Annotated in this window: 20 protein-coding genes and 1 other RNA gene; 10 read left to right on the forward strand and 11 right to left on the reverse strand. The window is 67.4% G+C overall.

What is annotated here, in order from left to right:
• From miaB to dapF, 4 genes are all read left to right on the forward strand, one after another.
• A complete protein-coding gene (gene miaB, locus RWS82_RS03595) occupies positions 1–1,548 on the forward strand; it encodes a tRNA (N6-isopentenyl adenosine(37)-C2)-methylthiotransferase MiaB (protein ID WP_314647005.1) in 1,548 nt (515 codons plus the stop codon).
• Complete coding sequence (gene miaA, locus RWS82_RS03600) at positions 1,545–2,477, forward strand: tRNA (adenosine(37)-N6)-dimethylallyltransferase MiaA (RefSeq protein ID WP_314647007.1); 933 nt, start codon at positions 1,545–1,547, stop codon at positions 2,475–2,477. The genes miaB and miaA overlap by 4 nt, the downstream gene beginning before the upstream one ends.
• Positions 2,478–2,538: 61 nt before the next feature.
• A complete protein-coding gene (locus tag RWS82_RS03605; protein WP_314647009.1) occupies positions 2,539–3,093 on the forward strand; it encodes a dihydrofolate reductase family protein in 555 nt (184 codons plus the stop codon).
• Positions 3,094–3,102: 9 nt separating this feature from the next.
• Complete coding sequence (gene dapF / locus RWS82_RS03610; protein WP_314647013.1) at positions 3,103–3,975, forward strand: diaminopimelate epimerase; 873 nt, start codon at positions 3,103–3,105, stop codon at positions 3,973–3,975.
• Positions 3,976–4,029: 54 nt separating this feature from the next.
• Here dapF and RWS82_RS03615 read toward each other — a convergent pair whose 3' ends face one another.
• Positions 4,030–4,671 carry a methyltransferase gene (locus RWS82_RS03615; RefSeq protein WP_314647016.1) on the reverse strand — a complete coding sequence of 214 codons (642 nt, stop codon included), beginning with the start codon at positions 4,669–4,671 and terminating at the stop codon, positions 4,030–4,032.
• Positions 4,672–4,738: 67 nt separating this feature from the next.
• On the opposite strand from RWS82_RS03615, the gene hflX reads away from it, so the two are divergent.
• The gene (hflX, locus tag RWS82_RS03620) at positions 4,739–6,244 is read left to right on the forward strand and encodes a GTPase HflX (protein WP_314647020.1); all 1,506 of its coding nucleotides are present in this window, start codon (positions 4,739–4,741) and stop codon (positions 6,242–6,244) included.
• 34 nt (positions 6,245–6,278) lie between these two features.
• Here hflX and RWS82_RS03625 read toward each other — a convergent pair whose 3' ends face one another.
• Entirely contained in the window at positions 6,279–6,944 is a 666-nt protein-coding gene (locus RWS82_RS03625) for an SIMPL domain-containing protein (protein ID WP_314647021.1), read from the reverse strand.
• 159 nt (positions 6,945–7,103) lie between these two features.
• Between RWS82_RS03625 and ssrA the strand changes: the two genes are divergently transcribed.
• From ssrA to RWS82_RS03640, 3 genes are all read left to right on the forward strand, one after another.
• Positions 7,104–7,473, forward strand: a transfer-messenger RNA (tmRNA) gene (gene ssrA, locus RWS82_RS03630).
• Between the two features lie 189 nt (positions 7,474–7,662).
• The gene (locus RWS82_RS03635) at positions 7,663–8,124 is read left to right on the forward strand and encodes a hypothetical protein (protein WP_314647023.1); all 462 of its coding nucleotides are present in this window, start codon (positions 7,663–7,665) and stop codon (positions 8,122–8,124) included.
• Between the two features lie 78 nt (positions 8,125–8,202).
• Entirely contained in the window at positions 8,203–9,351 is a 1,149-nt protein-coding gene (locus RWS82_RS03640; RefSeq protein ID WP_314647025.1) for an acyltransferase, read from the forward strand.
• 19 nt (positions 9,352–9,370) lie between these two features.
• Here RWS82_RS03640 and RWS82_RS03645 read toward each other — a convergent pair whose 3' ends face one another.
• The 5 genes from RWS82_RS03645 to RWS82_RS03665 form a co-directional block, all read right to left on the reverse strand.
• Complete coding sequence (locus RWS82_RS03645; protein ID WP_314647028.1) at positions 9,371–9,577, reverse strand: hypothetical protein; 207 nt, start codon at positions 9,575–9,577, stop codon at positions 9,371–9,373.
• A gap of 21 nt (positions 9,578–9,598) precedes the next feature.
• Positions 9,599–9,766 (reverse strand): hypothetical protein, encoded by a 168-nt coding sequence (locus RWS82_RS03650; RefSeq protein ID WP_314647030.1) that lies wholly within the window; start codon positions 9,764–9,766, stop codon positions 9,599–9,601.
• A 71-nt stretch (positions 9,767–9,837) separates the two neighbouring features.
• The gene (locus RWS82_RS03655; RefSeq protein WP_314647032.1) at positions 9,838–11,220 is read right to left on the reverse strand and encodes a VCBS repeat-containing protein; all 1,383 of its coding nucleotides are present in this window, start codon (positions 11,218–11,220) and stop codon (positions 9,838–9,840) included.
• 330 nt (positions 11,221–11,550) lie between these two features.
• Positions 11,551–11,739, reverse strand: a complete 189-nt coding sequence (locus tag RWS82_RS03660) for a hypothetical protein (protein WP_314647033.1) — start codon at positions 11,737–11,739, stop codon at positions 11,551–11,553.
• A 510-nt stretch (positions 11,740–12,249) separates the two neighbouring features.
• A complete protein-coding gene (locus RWS82_RS03665; protein ID WP_314647038.1) occupies positions 12,250–12,978 on the reverse strand; it encodes an alpha/beta hydrolase in 729 nt (242 codons plus the stop codon).
• A 73-nt stretch (positions 12,979–13,051) separates the two neighbouring features.
• On the opposite strand from RWS82_RS03665, the gene RWS82_RS03670 reads away from it, so the two are divergent.
• Both RWS82_RS03670 and RWS82_RS03675 read left to right on the forward strand, forming a co-directional pair.
• The gene (locus RWS82_RS03670; RefSeq protein WP_314648176.1) at positions 13,052–13,750 is read left to right on the forward strand and encodes a WYL domain-containing protein; all 699 of its coding nucleotides are present in this window, start codon (positions 13,052–13,054) and stop codon (positions 13,748–13,750) included.
• 80 nt (positions 13,751–13,830) lie between these two features.
• Positions 13,831–14,124: a hypothetical protein gene (locus RWS82_RS03675; protein WP_314647039.1), complete on the forward strand. Its 294-nt coding sequence runs from the start codon at positions 13,831–13,833 to the stop codon at positions 14,122–14,124.
• A gap of 34 nt (positions 14,125–14,158) precedes the next feature.
• Here the strand turns inward: RWS82_RS03675 and RWS82_RS03680 are convergent, their stop codons facing one another.
• The 4 genes from RWS82_RS03680 to RWS82_RS03695 form a co-directional block, all read right to left on the reverse strand.
• Positions 14,159–14,440, reverse strand: coding sequence for a hypothetical protein (locus tag RWS82_RS03680; protein WP_314647041.1), 282 nt, complete (start codon positions 14,438–14,440; stop codon positions 14,159–14,161).
• A gap of 76 nt (positions 14,441–14,516) precedes the next feature.
• A complete protein-coding gene (locus tag RWS82_RS03685; RefSeq protein WP_314647043.1) occupies positions 14,517–14,831 on the reverse strand; it encodes a hypothetical protein in 315 nt (104 codons plus the stop codon).
• Positions 14,832–14,953: 122 nt separating this feature from the next.
• The gene (locus RWS82_RS03690; RefSeq protein ID WP_314647044.1) at positions 14,954–15,103 is read right to left on the reverse strand and encodes a hypothetical protein; all 150 of its coding nucleotides are present in this window, start codon (positions 15,101–15,103) and stop codon (positions 14,954–14,956) included.
• A 76-nt stretch (positions 15,104–15,179) separates the two neighbouring features.
• The gene (locus RWS82_RS03695; protein WP_314647047.1) at positions 15,180–15,368 is read right to left on the reverse strand and encodes a hypothetical protein; all 189 of its coding nucleotides are present in this window, start codon (positions 15,366–15,368) and stop codon (positions 15,180–15,182) included.
• Between the last annotated feature and the right edge of the window lie 7 nt (positions 15,369–15,375).

Raw genomic sequence — 15,375 nt, forward strand, 5'->3', positions numbered from 1 at the left:
ATGACTACTCCGCGCAGCGAACCGACGATCATCAGCGCCTCGTCGGCCGCCATCGGTCACGATGGGCGACAGCGATCCTACGAAGTGCGCACCTTCGGGTGCCAGATGAACGTCCACGACTCGGAGCGTCTCTCCGGCTCGCTCGAGAGCGCCGGGTACGTCCGCGCCGACGCCGGGGTCGAGGCCGACGTGGTCATCATCAACACGTGCGCCGTGCGCGACAACGCGGCCGGCAAGCTGTACGGCACCCTGGGTCAACTCGCGGCTGTCAAGCGTCGCAAGGACGGCATGCAGATCGCGGTTGGCGGGTGCCTCGCGCAGATGGACAAGCAGGCGGTCATCGACAAGGCGCCCTGGGTCGACGTGGTCTTCGGCACCCACAACATGGGCTCCCTGCCCGGACTTCTCGAGCGAGCGCGTCACAACGGCGATGCCGAGCTCGAGATCCTCGAATCCCTCGAGGTCTTCCCCTCCACCCTGCCGACGAAGCGCGACTCCGCCCACTCGGGATGGGTCTCGATCTCGGTCGGGTGCAACAACACGTGCACCTTCTGCATCGTCCCCAGTCTGCGAGGCAAAGAGAAGGACCGCCGACCGGGAGACATCCTCAACGAGATCCGCCTCCTGGTCGAAGACGGAGCGATCGAGGTTACCCTTCTCGGACAGAACGTCAACTCGTACGGCGTAGAGTTCGGCGACCGTCAGGCGTTCAGCAAGCTCCTCCGCGCCGCAGGGGAGATCGACGGGTTGGAGCGCATCCGTTTCACCAGTCCGCACCCGGCGGCCTTCACCGACGACGTGATCGACGCGATGGCCGAGACGCCCAGCGTCATGCCTCAGCTCCACATGCCTCTCCAGTCGGGGAGCGACCGGATCCTTAAGGCCATGCGACGCTCGTACCGCAGCGAGAAGTTCCTCGGCATCCTCGACCGCGTGCGGGAACGCATGCCGGACGCCGCCATCACGACCGACATCATCGTCGGGTTCCCGGGCGAGACCGACGAGGACTTCGAAGACACCATGCGCGTCGTCGAGCTGTCGCGGTTCTCGGGAGCCTTCACCTTCCAGTACTCGATCCGCGAGGGCACGCCGGCGGCCACGATGGAGGATCAGGTTCCCAAGGCCGTGGTGCAGGAGCGGTACGACCGCCTGATCGCCCTCCAGGAGCGCATCTCGCTCGAGGAGAACCAGAAGCAGCTCGGGCGCGAGGTCGAGGTTCTCGTGTCGACAGGTGAGGGCAAGAAGGACGCCGAGACCCACCGGCTGACCGGTCGTGCGCAGGACAACCGACTGGTGCACTTCGAGGTCACCCCGGGGTCTGACCTGCCGCGGCCGGGCGACGTGGTGACCGTGCGGATCACGCATGCGGCGCCGTTCCATCTGCTCGCCGATGACCCCAGTGGACAGCCTCTCCGCATCCGTCGCACGCGTGGCGGAGATGCGTGGGATCGGTCGCAGGCCGAGTCCTGCGCGGTCCCGGCCCCGAGCGCTCCGGGCGCTCCTCGTGCGGTGTCGCTGGGTCTTCCCACGCTGCGCGTCGGGGTGTGAACGATCTCGACGGCTCCCGCGGCGCGGGGCGACGGCTTTGGGCCGTGGTCGGCGCCACGGGCACGGGGAAGAGCGACCTCGCGCTCGACCTCGCGGAGCGTCTCCGTGCGGACGGCAACCCGGCCGAGATCGTCAACGCCGACGCCATGCAGCTCTACCGCGGCATGGACATCGGCACCGCGAAGCTCTCCGTCGACGAGCGACGGGGCATCCCGCATCATCTCCTCGATGTCCGCGAGGTCGATCAGGACGCGGCGGTCGCGTGGTACCAACCCGAAGCCTGCGCGGCGGTGCAGCAGATTCATGAACGCGGGGGCGATGCCATCCTCGTCGGCGGCTCCGGGTTGTACGTGTCGAGCGTGATCTTCGACTTCCGCTTTCCTCCGCGCATGCCGGGGGTCCGCGAACGCCTGGAGGCCGAGCTGGCGCGCGACGGGGTGGGTGTCCTTCTGGCACGCCTCCGCGAGGCGGACCCCGCCACGGCTGCGCGTATCGATCCGCGCAACACGCGTCGAGTGGTGCGCGCGCTCGAGGTTGTCGAGCAGGGCGGCCACAACCACGGAGCCGTCCTACCCGATGCCCCGACGCTCTGGTCGCCGCAGACGCGCATCATCGGACTGCAGGTCGAGCGTTCCGAACTCGTCGCTCGGCTCGATGCGCGGGTCGAGAGAATGTGGGCCGCCGGGTTGGTCGAGGAGGTCGCCGACCTCCGTTCTCGCGGGCTCGAGCTCGGGTCCACGGCGGGTCGTGCCATCGGCTACGCGCAGGCTCTGGCGCAGATCGAGGAGCGTTCGACCGAGGCCGAAGCGATCGCGGAGACGCAGGCCCTGACCCGGCGCTATGCGCGGCGACAGGTGTCGTGGTTCAAAAGGTATCCGTCGATCGAGTGGATCGGGCATCCGATCGACGTCGACGCTCTCGTCCGCTAGCGCGCTGCGCCCCAACATGTCACTTCCCGCCCGTGTCGGTGGTCGCTGGCAGCATGACGGGATGGCGACCCACTACTACACCGCATCGAGCCTCGACGGCTTCATCGCGACTCCTCAGCACTCGTTGGACTGGCTGCTCTCGCAGGACTTCGACGAGAACGGACCGATGGCCTACGCAGGTTTCCTGCAGCGCATCGGCGCTCTCGTGATGGGCGCGTCCACCTACGAGTGGCTCCTTCGGGAGCAGGGAGAGGAGCCGTGGCCATACTCGTCGCCGACCTGGGTGCTCACGCACCGCGATCTGCGGGTGGTCGAGGGTGCCGACATCCGCTTCGCGCACGGCGCGGTGTCCGATCTGCATCCCGTCCTCGTCGAGGCCGCCGGCGGACGAGACGTGTGGGTGATCGGGGGAGGCGACCTCGCGGGACAGTTCGCGGATGCCGGGCTGCTCGACGAGGTGTGGGTCCAGTACGCGCCGGTCATGCTGGGTGCGGGCGCTCCGCTTCTTCCGCGCCGCCTCGACCTCGAGCTCGTCGAGACCGCACAGAACCGCTCGTTCGTGTGCGCGCGTTATCGCGTGGCTCGAGACGACGAAGGCGATTCCCGACTCTCTTAGACTGGGCGGATGGTCGCATTCACCAAAGGGCACGGCACGGGCAACGACTTCGTCATCATCGCCGACCCCGAGGGAGCGATCGACCTGACCCCCGAACAGGTCGCCGCCCTGTGCGATCGACACTTCGGGATCGGGGCGGATGGGGTGCTCCGCGTGGTGCGTTCGGCGGCCATCCCCGACGGCGCGGCATCGCTCGCCGAGGAACCTGCGGCCGAGTGGTTCATGGACTACCGCAACGCCGATGGATCCATCGCGGAGATGTGCGGGAACGGCATCCGGGTGTTCGCCCACTACCTCGTGTGGTCAGGGCTGGCGACGATCGAGCACGGCACGACCCTCCCGATCGGGACCCGCGCAGGTGTGCGAGACGTCACCCGCAGCGAGAACGGCTATCAGGTCGACCTCGGCCGCTGGCGGCTCGACGGCGGCGATCCTGAGGTGACCGCGAGCGGGCTCTCGGTCACCCGGCCCGGTCTGGGCATCGACGTCGGCAACCCGCACGTCGTGGTGGCCGTGGCGTCGGAGTCGGAGCTCGCCGCGCTCGATCTGCAGCGTCAGCCGTTGCTCGAACCCGCACCGCCGGCCGGTGCGAACGTCGAGTTCGTCGTTCCCGGGGAACCGCTGGTGCGCGACGGCATCGGACACGTGCGGATGCGCGTGTTCGAGCGAGGCGTGGGCGAGACCCTCAGCTGCGGCACGGGCGTGGCCGCGACCGCCTTGGCCGTGCGCCACTGGGCCGGTGTCCACGCTCCCGATCATTGGCGGGTCGAGGTGCCGGGCGGCACCCTCGCGGTGCGGATGTTCCCGGCCGAGGACGGCGAGCACGTGGCCCTCGCCGGTCCCGCCCAGCTGTCGTTCCACGGCGAGGTCGAGCTCGTCTGACCCCGGTTCGCCCCGCCGACGCGCGCTCCCGAGGTCGAGACGGCGCCCGCCCGGTCAGGGAACGACGATGGGCGCCGTCGGCGGAGTGCCGTGCTTGCGCACCTTGAGGACGCGGTAGCCCTTGCTGGTCGCTGCGCGGAACACGCTGTACCCGGGCTGGAAGGTCGACCCGATCCATCGCTGCAGCGAATCGGCACCGAGGTTGCGCTGCACGACGAGCCACGCGTCGCTGCGCTCGTCGAGACGGGGGAGCCAGGTCTCGAGCAGATCGTGGAGCACGCTCTTGCCGACGCGGATGGGTGGATTCGAGCGGATCGTGCGGAAGGAGACCTCGGCGGGAACATCTTCGGGCAGCGATGCGTTGACATTGGTGAGGCCGAGGGATTCCGCGTTGCGGCGAACGAGGTCGAGAGCCCGTTCGTTCACGTCCACGGCCCACACTGTGGCATGGGGAGCGGCGAGCGCCATCGACAGGCTGATGGGTCCCCACCCGCTGCCGATGTCGAGTAGGTGACCGCCCGGCGGAACCGGCGGCGTGTTCGCGAGAAGCACGGATGTCCCGGCGTCCAGACGGTCGGGGCTGAAGACGCCACCCGCGGTGGTCAGCTCCAGCTCGCGACCGGCGAGCGTCACGCGGATCGTTCGCAGGTTCTCAGGACTGGCCGGGGTCGCCGTGAAGTAGTGATCGGACCCCATACGGTGAGCGTACCGGAGAGCGCGGGCTAAGGTTAAGGCGCGTATGACAGCAAGAGATCAGGGACGGATGACGGAAACCACCACTCAGCACGAAGACGGCGACGCACTGGATCGGGTGCTCGCGAACGCCGACAGTCGGTCGGAGGTCAGAGTCTTCGGGGCAGCACAGGCGCTGCAGGACGAGTCGACGGCGGCGCACACGGCGTCGGACGGACAGCAGTGGGACCTCGAGGATCGGCATGCGCTCCGACGCGTGGGCGGTCTCTCCACCGAGCTCGAAGACGTCACCGAGGTCGAGTACCGCCAGCTGCGCCTCGAGAACGTGGTGCTCGTGGGCGTATACCCGCAGGGGGCGCAGGAGGAGGCCGAGAACTCTCTCCGCGAGCTCGCAGCCCTCGCCGAGACCGCGGGCGCCGTGGTGCTCGACGGGGTGCTGCAACGCCGCCCGCACCCCGACGCTGCGACCTACCTCGGACGGGGCAAGGCCCAGGAGCTGAAGGACATCGTCGCGGCCGTCGGCGCCGACACCGTGATCGCCGACACCGAGCTGGCTCCCAGCCAGCGGCGTGCCCTCGAGGACGTCGTCAAGGTCAAGGTCATCGACCGGACGACGGTCATCCTCGACATCTTCAGCCAGCACGCGAAGAGCCGCGAGGGCAAGGCCCAGGTCGAGCTCGCCCAGCTCGAGTACCTCCTGCCGCGCCTGCGCGGCTGGGGTGACTCGATGAGCCGTCAGGCCGGTGGCCAGGTCGGCGCCGGCGGGGCCGGTATGGGTTCGCGTGGTCCGGGTGAGACGAAGATCGAACTCGACCGTCGACGCATCCGCACGAAGATGGCGCTGCTGCGTCGTCAGATCCGCGATTTCGGCCCCGCGCGAGAAGCGAAGCGGGCCGAACGCAAGCGCAACACGATCCCCTCGGTCGCGATCGCCGGGTACACCAACGCCGGCAAGTCGAGCCTGCTCAACGCTCTCACCAGTGCGGGCGTGCTCGTCGAGAACGCTCTCTTCGCCACGCTGGATGCCACGGTTCGACGTTCGGAGACTTCGGATGGCCGTGTCTACACGTTGACTGACACGGTCGGCTTCGTGCGCAACCTGCCGCATCAGCTGGTCGAGGCTTTCCGTTCGACGCTGGAAGAGGTGGGCGAGGCGGATGTCGTGCTGCATGTGGTCGACGGCTCGCACCCCGATCCCGCCGGTCAGCTGCAGACGGTCCGCGACGTGATGGGCGACGTCGGTGTGCGCGACATGCCGGAGATCGTCGTCTTCAACAAGGCCGACCTGCTCGACGATGACGAGCGGATGGTGCTGCGAGGGCTGCAGCCGAAGGCTCACTTCGTCTCGTCCCGGTCGGGCGAGGGGATCGATGAACTCCGCACTGCGATCGAGGAGGCCCTGCCGAAGCCCGCGGTCGAGGTGCGCGCTGTCGTCCCGTACGACCGCGGAGACCTCGTCGCCGCCATTCACGAGACCGGCATGTTGCTCTCGGTCGAGCATCGTGAAGACGGCACGGCCGTGCACGCACGGGTGTCGGAGCGGCTCGCCGCCGACCTCGCGCCGTTCTCCGGCTGAGCGATCGGGGTCGGACGAGCGTTCCGCACGGATCTCAGCGGGCCAGGAAACGTCCCTCGACGGTGGCGGAGACGACGATCTCGTCGGGCTCGTACGCCATGCCCGGTGCGGTGTCGGCAACGGCGAAGGCCGCCGCGCGCGCCTTCAACACCGGCGCAGACGACGCTCCCTGCGGGCCGGAGATGAGGCCGACATCGGCGATCTCAAGGGGAAGGACGCTCTCGAGTCCGAGGGCTCCGGCGTAGGCCTCCGCGCGGGTGACGGCGACGCCGACGGCGGCCGCGGCGACCTCGCGCTCGATGCGAGCCCGCGTCTCCGTGGTCAGGTGCCAGTTCACTCCGCCGATCTCCACCCCGTCCCACGCGGAGACGTCGGAGACCCAGAGCGAGAGCTCCGTGGCTTCGGAGAACGTCGCGGTGAAGTCGATGCCGGCGTAGTACACCGGGGCGAGTCTCTTGCCCTCGTTGTTCCACGGGCGCTCGGCCCGGACCGAGAGGCGGGTGCTCGACCAGTCGTGCACCACCCCGCTCGCCGCCCGGTCGGTGATGGTGTCGCGAACGGGCTGCGCCAGGCGCATCACCTCATCGACCACCGCCGCACGGTCGGGACCGTCCGATCGGACGCTGAGACGAACGGTGGCGCGCTCGGGCGCGATGCGCGCCTCGTGCTCGCCGCGGACGGTGACGGTGACATCGCTCATGCGGCGACTCTACGCCCGTCGCCTGGCTGCGACCGGGGAGCCGGGTCGGGCGGGAATGACACCGGTATCGAGTTCGTTGTATCCTGTGAAGCCGGGTGCGGAGCATCCGGTTGTGAAAACTCCACAGAGCGACAGCGGCTCCTTCGAGAGAAGGACCACGGGGCTGATCGGTTTCGACAGCGCCTGTGAATCCACGAGAAGCGGGCCGAGGATGCAGAGTTATCTCGTTAACGCTCTCTGCAAAACAATAGTTGCCGAAACCAAGCGCAACGACTTCGCCCTCGCTGCCTAAGCGAGCCCGATAGTCCGTCAGACCGTATGTGATTCCGATACGGATCCTGGCGTCATTGAGGAATCTTGCTGCGTGACGGCGTCTGGACGTCACGTGGGACTCTTCCCAGGCTGGGCTCGTCGACTTAGGTGTCTGTGACAAAGGTCGGAGCCGAGCAGAACGCTTCCACAGACTGCGCCCGGAGAAGGCGTGGAGACTCAGCGTTGGACGGGGGTTCGATTCCCCCCAGCTCCACCAGGTCGCTGTCGCACACGAAGAGGCTCGCCTCCCCGGTAAGCACTGGGGAGGCGGGCCTTTTTTGCGTTGTGGATAAGTCGTCAGGCGGCGAGCCCTGCCCACACATTGCCCACATGCCGCGGCCGCTCGCTCGTCGAGTCGGTTCGCTGATGTCCACAGAGAGACCCCCGCTCAGTACAGGCACAACGTTTGATCACTGATGCGCCGCGCGATGAGGTCGGGGTTGGTGTCGCCGTCGTGATCGCCGTTGCTCAGGATGTTGGAGAAGGCGCCCCACCCCTGACCAAGTTGCCGAACGAGGCCCAGGCCATTGGGGGTTCCGTCGATCTGTACAGGGTTCCCAAAGCCGCCGTGACCATTCCCCGGGTACAGGTAGACGTTGCTGTCTGGACCGCGCGCGGCGAGGTCCGCCCGTCCGTCAGAGTTGAAGTCCGCGCCACCGGTCAGCAGGGAGTACGACGCCCATTCCGGCCCGATGTCGGCGGAGGTGAAATCGCTCGCAAAGTCACCCTTGTAGAAGTAGAGGCTTCCGTGGTTGCGGCTTTGGAAGAAGTCGCCTGCGCCGTCGCCATTGAAGTCACCCGCGACGAGGGCTACAGTCGTGGCCCATCCGGGGCCAGCCTGGTAGGTCTGAGAGACTGCGCCGCGTGAGGGGACTTCGTCGTTTCTGGGCGCGGTGGATCGTCAGACTAGACTGCTCCGGGTCACCCCTGAACGAGAAAGCAAGCCGTGCGCAAGATCGAACTCGATTCCCTCCGTGGGGTTGCCGCCCTCGTTGTGCTGTTGTTCCACGCGACGGCGGCATCCATTCCCGCGTGGTTCGACGGCGCGGACTTCCTCCCCGTCGAGGGATTCTGGAACAACGCGCTGATGTACTCGCCTCTGCGAATCTTCACCGCCGGGCCCGAGGCAGTGTGGCTCTTCTTCGCGCTCTCCGGCTTCGTGCTCGTGCGCTCGGCTGCAATACCTGGATACCGGTGGGACGCCTACTACCCGAGCCGCATCATCCGCCTCTACGTCCCGGTGATCGGGTCGGTTCTCGTGACAGCGATCGTCTTCTGGCTGATCCCTCACACAGCAACCCCTGACTTTGCACGCATGGTCGAAGGTCTGCCCACGTCGTACACGGTGGACAGCGCGCTCGCAGACGCAACGCTCCTGACCGGCACGAGCATCGCGAACGTGCCGTTGTGGTCTTTGCAGTGGGAGGTGCTGTTCTCGCTCCTTCTCCCGGTAGCAGTGCTGCTCGCTCGGCGGTTCCCATGGTGGTCTCTGACCCTCGGCGTGGTGGCCTCGGTCGCGAGTGTCTGGACCGGCTCGCTGTTCCTGCTCTACATGCCGATGTTCATCATCGGCGCCGTTCTGGGCTACCACTGGGAACCCATCTCTGGTCGTCTCACCATGACGTCTGCCAGCAGGTTCGCGACACACATCATCGGAGTGGGAGCCCTCGCCCTGTCGATCTGCCTCATCACCGCTGGCTACTCCCTGAACTTCGCGGTCGACCGTGAATCTGAGGTGAGCATCAACGCCTGGACGACAGTGTTCACTCTCGCGAAGCTCGCAGGCATGGTCCTTCTATTGGCGATCGTGATGCTCTGGGCGCCCCTACGGTCCGTGCTCCATTGGAAGCCGTTCGTGGCGTTGGGCACGATCTCATTCAGCCTCTATCTCACTCACGGCCCCATCGTGATCGGTCTGCTCTTCCTCCTGGGCCCCGGTAAGTCGACGACGCTCGCCCAGATCATCACCAGCCTCATTGTGGCTATCGTCTTCTACCTCGCTGTCGAGCGGAACGCACACCGACTCTCCCGCCGTGTTGCCAGTCATCTGCGCGACGAGTCTCCCGCACCTCAGATGGTCGGAGCGCGGGGCTAACAAATCGAAGCGGCATCGCTCACGCAGTCGAGCACGCCGGGCTCACTCGCGTACATGTGGCGTGGTCGCGGCGCATGCGTCGGAACGAGCCGACGACCTCGCCCTCGAAGAGCACCACCCAGCGGTCGGTGCCACCCTGGCGGACGACTGCGGTGGTGCCGCGCACCGGGAGCTCGAACCCAGCGGCACCGTCGAGCAGACCCGCGACGTCGTAGAAGGGTGCCATAGCGGTCAGCGTTCTGCGGTGTCAGACGCGGCGCACAGAGAGCATTTGCCCCCCGTCGGGCACTTTCGCTTCGAGCGCGGGCATGTCGTCGGCCTCGATCTCGCGCACGCCGTCGTGCAGCGCGCCGAGCTGCGCGCACGTGGGTCGAGGCGCGCCGGTGACGTCAGCGGGGATTGATTTGATGGGCATGAGAGCAGAGAGGACTCTCGCCGTTCTTTCGGAACGGCGAGAGTCCTCTTCGGGGGTGAATGTTCTGAACGCTATCGAACGATCAGGAGGTTGTAATCGATGCTGGCCGTGTTGATGGCTTGCCAGGGCCCAGATGCGCCGCTCGAAATCCACCATTGACCGGCACCGGGGTTGGGCCAGAACATGTCAGCTTTGCCGTCCCCGGTGAGGTCGGCCAACTGTAGCTGCTCACCGCGCACGTTGGCGCTCGCGGTGATCGCCCAGGGGGTGGTTCCGCCAAACGAGACCTGCCAGTTGCCGGTTGCGGGGTTGGGCAGGACGACGTCATCCTTACCGTCGCCGTCGACGTCTCCGAACTTCAGCAGAGACGCGCTGATACCAGCGTTATTGATGATCTGCCAGGAGCTCGAACCGTTCGGCGACAGCCACCACTCACCGGACGGATGTGCCCAGAACACATCATCTTTCCCGTCGCCGGTCAGGTCGGCGATGCGCAGTCCGGTCGCCGGCACTTGCGTGGCTGTGATAGCCCAAGGTGAGTTGCCGCCGTAGGAGATCCACCACTGTGCAGCTCCAGCGTTGGCCCAGAATACGTCTGCCTTTCCATCTCCGTTGAAGTCGCCAAGCTGAAGTTCATGGCCAGGGATGCCGTTTCCACTAGACAGGATGTTCCATCCGCTGTTGCCTCCGTAGGAGACGAGCCAGTCACCGGTCGCCGGGTTGGGCCAGAAGACGTCCGACTTGCCGTCGCCGTCGAAGTCTGCGAACTGCAGGAGTGCAGGTGCGACCCCTGCGGTGTTGATCGCCTGCCAGGGGCTGGCGCCGTTGTTGGAAGTCCACCATTGGCCGTTGGGGTGCGCGAAGAAGACGTCTGCGGTGCCGTCGCCGCTGAAGTCGGTCGAGTTCGCAGAGCGGGGGATGGGGCATCCGTCGTACATTGCGAAACCAGCGGCGCCGGGACAGACGTCGTTCGCGTCGGGAACACCGTCCCCGTCAGTGTCGGTCACCGGAATTGTCGGAACCCCAGAGCTGGTTCCCCGGAACTCAAAATGGTTGTGGTTGCACGAGTCGCTGAACTGTACCCAGTTCGAGGGGACGGACACCGGGGTGCTGCGGCAGTTGCTCTGCCCCAGTCCAGCAGGGCCGGGCAGTGCTGTGGTCATGGATTGAATGAGGGCGCGGTCCTGTGCAGTGTTCCCGGTCGCCAGAACTCCGTTCACGCGATCGATATCAACGGCGCGCCCGCCGCCGTCGCGCCAGTGGTAGCTGCTCGTCCCTGAGGCGGTCAGGTCACCGCTGCAGTAGCGGTTGAGCGACGAGACCCGGATGCTCGTTCCCCTGTCGACCACGACGGTCTTGAGTGCCTGGAGGATCGAGGTGTCGATGTAGCAATCGCGTCCGGTACGCGGATGCTGCCGCATCGTGCCATTCGCGTACGCCTCCACCTGCGCCATCGCCTCACTTGCTGCGGCGAATCGGCCACTCGCGAGGAGTTGTTGTGCAAGGGCCTGCGCACCAGCCTGTGTTGGCGTTGCCGACGCAGCTGTCGCGGGAACGAGCGTCGCAATGGCGACTGTTGCCGCCGCGACGAGTCCGAGTAACACCCTCCGATGGCGCCTCGTCGGGCGCCCGTTCGCATTTATCATGCGCTCAACGTATTGGCCCGGGGCGGACGGCGGCTGTCCACTCTTCGGCCTACATACGCCGCCGCGCTCGACCCGATACTTTGAGAGGTTCACTCGGCGCTCGCTAGCGATAGGTACCAATTTGGGAGTGGGCACCCTTCACGACAGCACGACGAGGTGGTCGTGCGACGGGGTGGAGTGAGCCCGCATCCCACGGCGGAACCGTCCGAGCGCGATCCACTCGTCGAAGTCCGGGAGCGTGCGCCGAGCTGCGCACAGCGTCGCGTTGTTCTCGTCCTCGAGGGTAACGCTGAGCGTCGCCGTGGGCGACAGTCCTCGAGAAGGCATGGCCGGGTTTCCTTCCTCCGGCCGAGACGTCGAGTTTGCGTCGCATATCCGACGTCAGGCGTTGCAATGTCGGAGGACGAGCACAATGGCAATCGGGGGGCGACTCTATTCCGGTCGGCAGGTCGCGGACGCGGTCGGGGTGTCCGATCAGCTCTCGGGTGCGGACTACGTCGCTCTTCGTGACACGCATGGGAGTGGCTGGAGTTTGTTCTGGTGAGGGCAGAGCGCCTCCTCGTGTTCACTCGTGCGCATCGCACCCTCACGACCGCGTGCCCACATCTTGCCCCCCGCCCGTCGCACCCCCTAAGCGCCCATCGCTGACCAACGCTTCCCTCCCGTAATTTCGCGGATGATGCGCAGTCATGCGTGGCGGGGCATAGTTCGATTCCCCCCCAGCTCCACAGGTCGCTGTCGCACACGAAGAGGCTCGCCTCCCCGCCATCGTGGGGAGGCGCGCCTCTTCGCATTCGCGCGCGGCCATGCGCGCCGGGTCACAGTGTCCCGTCGGCGTCAGGCGGTCTTCGCGGCGGCCGACAGGATCACGTCGGCCAGGTCACGGGGGCGGCTCCACATCGGCCAGTGCCCCGTCGGCAGGTCGATGATGTCGAGGTCGGCGAGCGTGCCGACCTCGGCGAACATCGGGTGGCCGGCCTGCACGAGTGCCTGCACCTGCGCACCCGAGATCGAACAGCACACCAGGGTCGTCGGAACGCCCCGACGCGCGTCGTTCGACAGAGCGACGGCCTGACGGAGGACCGGACCGGGCTCCGGCACGGCGCGCTCGCCGAACCGCTTGAGCACGTCGTCGCTCAGACCCTCGAGACTCGCCTGGCGAGCGAGATCGTCGAACGGCGGCAGGGGAAGCTCGTCGACACCGACCGGCAGATCCGGAGCCAAGACGCTGCCATCGGCCACCGGGCCCGAATCGACCCAGATCACCCGGGTGACGAGGTCGGGGTGACGGTCGAGGAGGAGGGTCACCGGCGCATTGGCGCCACTGTGAGCGACGAGGACCGCCGGCTCATCACCATGCGCGGCGATGGCGTCTCGGATCGCGTGCACCTGGTCGTCGAGGGTTCTCGTGGTGCGCCCCCGGTCGTCGGGGTCGAGTCCCGGAAGGGTCATCGCCACCGCTCGGGCGTGGTCGGCGGGGAGATGAGCGAGGACCTCGTCCCACGCCCATGCTCCGAGCCAGTGCCCGGCGAGGAGGAGGATGGTCGGTCTGTTCGTGCTGGTCATGTCTTCACCTTCGCAGCGCGTCTGGACAAAGGTGTGTCACTATCTCTGTCATGAATATTCCCGGATGCGCGCGGTGAAGCGAGCGGAGCGGCTGCACGCTCTCACCGAGATGCTGCGTCATGGCGGAACGCGGGGCGTGTCGGCCGAGCGTCTCGCGCGCGAGTTCGAGGTCTCGGTGCGAACGGTCAAACGCGACCTGGATGCGCTCGAGAGCAGCGGGGCGCCGATCTGGTCGCGCCCGGGGCCCGGGGGCGGATACGGCCTGGCGGAGGGCGGCGCGCTCCCGCCCATCACCCTCTCTCCGTCGCAGGCCGTTGCCCTCATGGCCGCCGTGTCGGCTGCCCACGATGCGCCCTACGCGGACCTGGGGGCAGCCGGAGTGCGCAAGATCCTGGCGGTCATCGACCCCCGAACCCGCGACAGGGCGGATGCGTTGGCGGGGCGCGTCTGGGTCGACGCGCCGCCCGTCCCCTCCCGCGCGGTCAGATCGGCGCTCGAGGAGGGGATGGCCGAGCAGCGGGTTCTGCGCATCCGGTACACGGCGCGTGACGGCGCCACGACGACCCGTGACGTGGAGCCGGTGCTGTTCGCGTCGACGGCCGGCCGATGGTACCTGGTGGGGTGGTGTCAGCTGCGCGACGGGATGCGATGGTTCGCGGTGTCTCGGATCGAACGGGCCAGCGCGACCCGCATGGCGTGCAGCGGGCACACCGTCGACGAGGTCGGCGAACCCCCGGCGACCGCGAGGGCCGTGCGCGGCGCGATGGACTGACGGCCGCCGAAGCTGCGCGGTCGGCTTCTGCGATGCGGCGCGATTCGTGGCGTCCCGGCGCGGAGACATATTCTTCTCCCATGGGAAAGCTCGAGTACAACAGCTCTCGTCCGCCGATCGAGGTCGACGACGAGACGCTCGTGCACGTCAAGATCGTGATGGGGACGAAGCTGCGTCGTCAGGAGAGCTTCATGATGACGTGGACGGCCGGCGCCCCCCACCGCGGTCGCATGACCGCGTGGATGCACCCGAGCATCCCCCTCATCATCGAGTTCGACTCGGACCCCCTGCCCGCCGTCGACCCTCGGCGCGTCGAGCGCATGATGGGATCGCTCAACGCGCGCGGTGAACTGGTTCTCGACGACCTGCGCTGAACGGCGCATTCCCTCGAGTCCTCGCGGGCGCGACTCACAACAGGTCGAAGTAACCGCCGAATGGAGACTCCGGGTCGCCGGTGTCGCGGGCATCGAACTGCACGGTCGCCGTGGAGAGGACGACCTCGGAGCGACCGGAGACGAGGATGCTCACGGCCCGGTTGCCGACGACCACGAAGTCGACGAATCGGCCGCTGGTGGCCGCCGCTTCCTCGATGCGCTCGCGGAGGTCTGCGATGTCCTGATCCTGCGCGAGGAGGTAGTCGATTCCATTCACCGCCAGAGCGTTCTGCTCCATCGTCACCGTCTCGTTCATGCGTCCAGGGTAGGCGTGGACCCTGAACGCTGAGAGGGGCTTGCGTCCATCAGCCTCGCGGCGGTAGCGGTCGGCATCAGTCGGACGAGAGGGTGACGGCGTTGCCCCAGACCCAGCAGCGGAAGACCTCCCCGCCCGCCCGGAACTCGATCCCCGCGGCGAGGGGCGTCGAGCGCAGCAGCCGTGCGTCGACGCGCACCGCCTCGGGGCCGAAGCGCACCCACGCCGAGACGGGTGTGGGCCGCGGGTACACCGTGAGAGGTTGCTCGCGGAGGTCGATCTCCCGCTCGGTGAGCGATTGCAGGGGCCCGCAACGTGCGGCGGCGAGGATGGCTTCGTGCTGCGACCGCATGTCGCGGTAGGCCGAGAGCGTCGCGCCAGGGTTTCCCATCGCCGGCAGTTCCTTTCTCCGGCCGAGGAGAACGACTCTAGGTGGAACCTCCGACACCGCCGAACACGACGAGACCCCGGTACTCGTGGAATCCCGGGGTCTCGCGGTGTAGAACGGACGGCTCAGGCGTCGGCGGAGACGTCGTCGCCGCGGTCCGTCGGAGGCACGGCGGGCGGATCGCCCTTGCCGTCCTCTGCTCCGAGGTTGTCGTTCTCCTCGGGACCGGGGGACGGCTCCGTACTGATGTCGATACGGTCCTTGTCGCTGCTCATGGGAGGCTCCTCTCGTCGACGTGCAAGCCCACCTTTCCGCACACGGTCGGGTGGGTGCACCGGGTTGACAACGAGCTCACTCGAAGGCGCCCCCGTCGAGGGGCACGGTCGGCTCCTCGGGATTGGGCGCGAGGGGTTCGTTCGGAGTCGGGGCCAGAGGCTCCTCCGGGTGCGGGAACGACGGCTCCTGCGGCTCGGGCGCGAGAGGCTCCGGGCGGATGGGCTGCTCACCGGGGGAGAGCGGGGTGGAGGACTCGGGGATCATGTGATGC

It is taken from the genome of uncultured Microbacterium sp., assembly GCF_963528945.1.
GTDB lineage: Bacteria > Actinomycetota > Actinomycetes > Actinomycetales > Microbacteriaceae > Microbacterium.